The sequence below is a fragment of the Streptococcus sp. 1004_SSPC genome (assembly GCF_001069025.1).
GTDB lineage: Bacteria > Bacillota > Bacilli > Lactobacillales > Streptococcaceae > Streptococcus > Streptococcus vestibularis.
Genome location: NZ_JWGQ01000027.1, coordinates 1 through 380, shown reverse-complemented (window position 1 = coordinate 380; position 380 = coordinate 1). Strand labels below are relative to the sequence as shown.

1 protein-coding gene is annotated in these 380 nt (G+C 40.5%); it reads right to left on the bottom strand.

Annotated features, from left to right (window positions below; all coding sequences use genetic code 11):
• Positions 1–380, bottom strand: a 380-nt coding sequence (locus tag ADF62_RS09920; RefSeq protein ID WP_065426862.1) for a hypothetical protein, incomplete at both ends; no start/stop codon positions are given.

The following is a 380-nucleotide window of genomic DNA, read 5'->3' as shown; positions in this document are numbered from 1 at the left end:
GTACCTGTATTTGGCAACTCTTTTTGACCTTCAACATATTTTGGTGTTGCTGGTTGACTTGGTTCAACCGGTCTTGGAGTTGGCATCTCAACTTTCTTGAAGATATGTTTGATATTTCCATTTGGATCAGTCACAGTCTTCACATATTCGTAACCTGAAACTGTTCCCGGTTCTTTAGAACCTGACTCAGTTGGTTTCAATGGATTTCCATTTTCATCAGTCCAAGTAGTTGTATTTTGCTTACCTGGAGTTGGTTGAGGAACAGGTGAAGGCGTTGGAGCTAGTGTTGAAACTTTCTCATAAACGTGTTCGATATCGCCATTTGGAAGTTTCTTAGTCTCTACGAAGCGGTAACCTGGAATATCTTTCTTAGGTTGTTC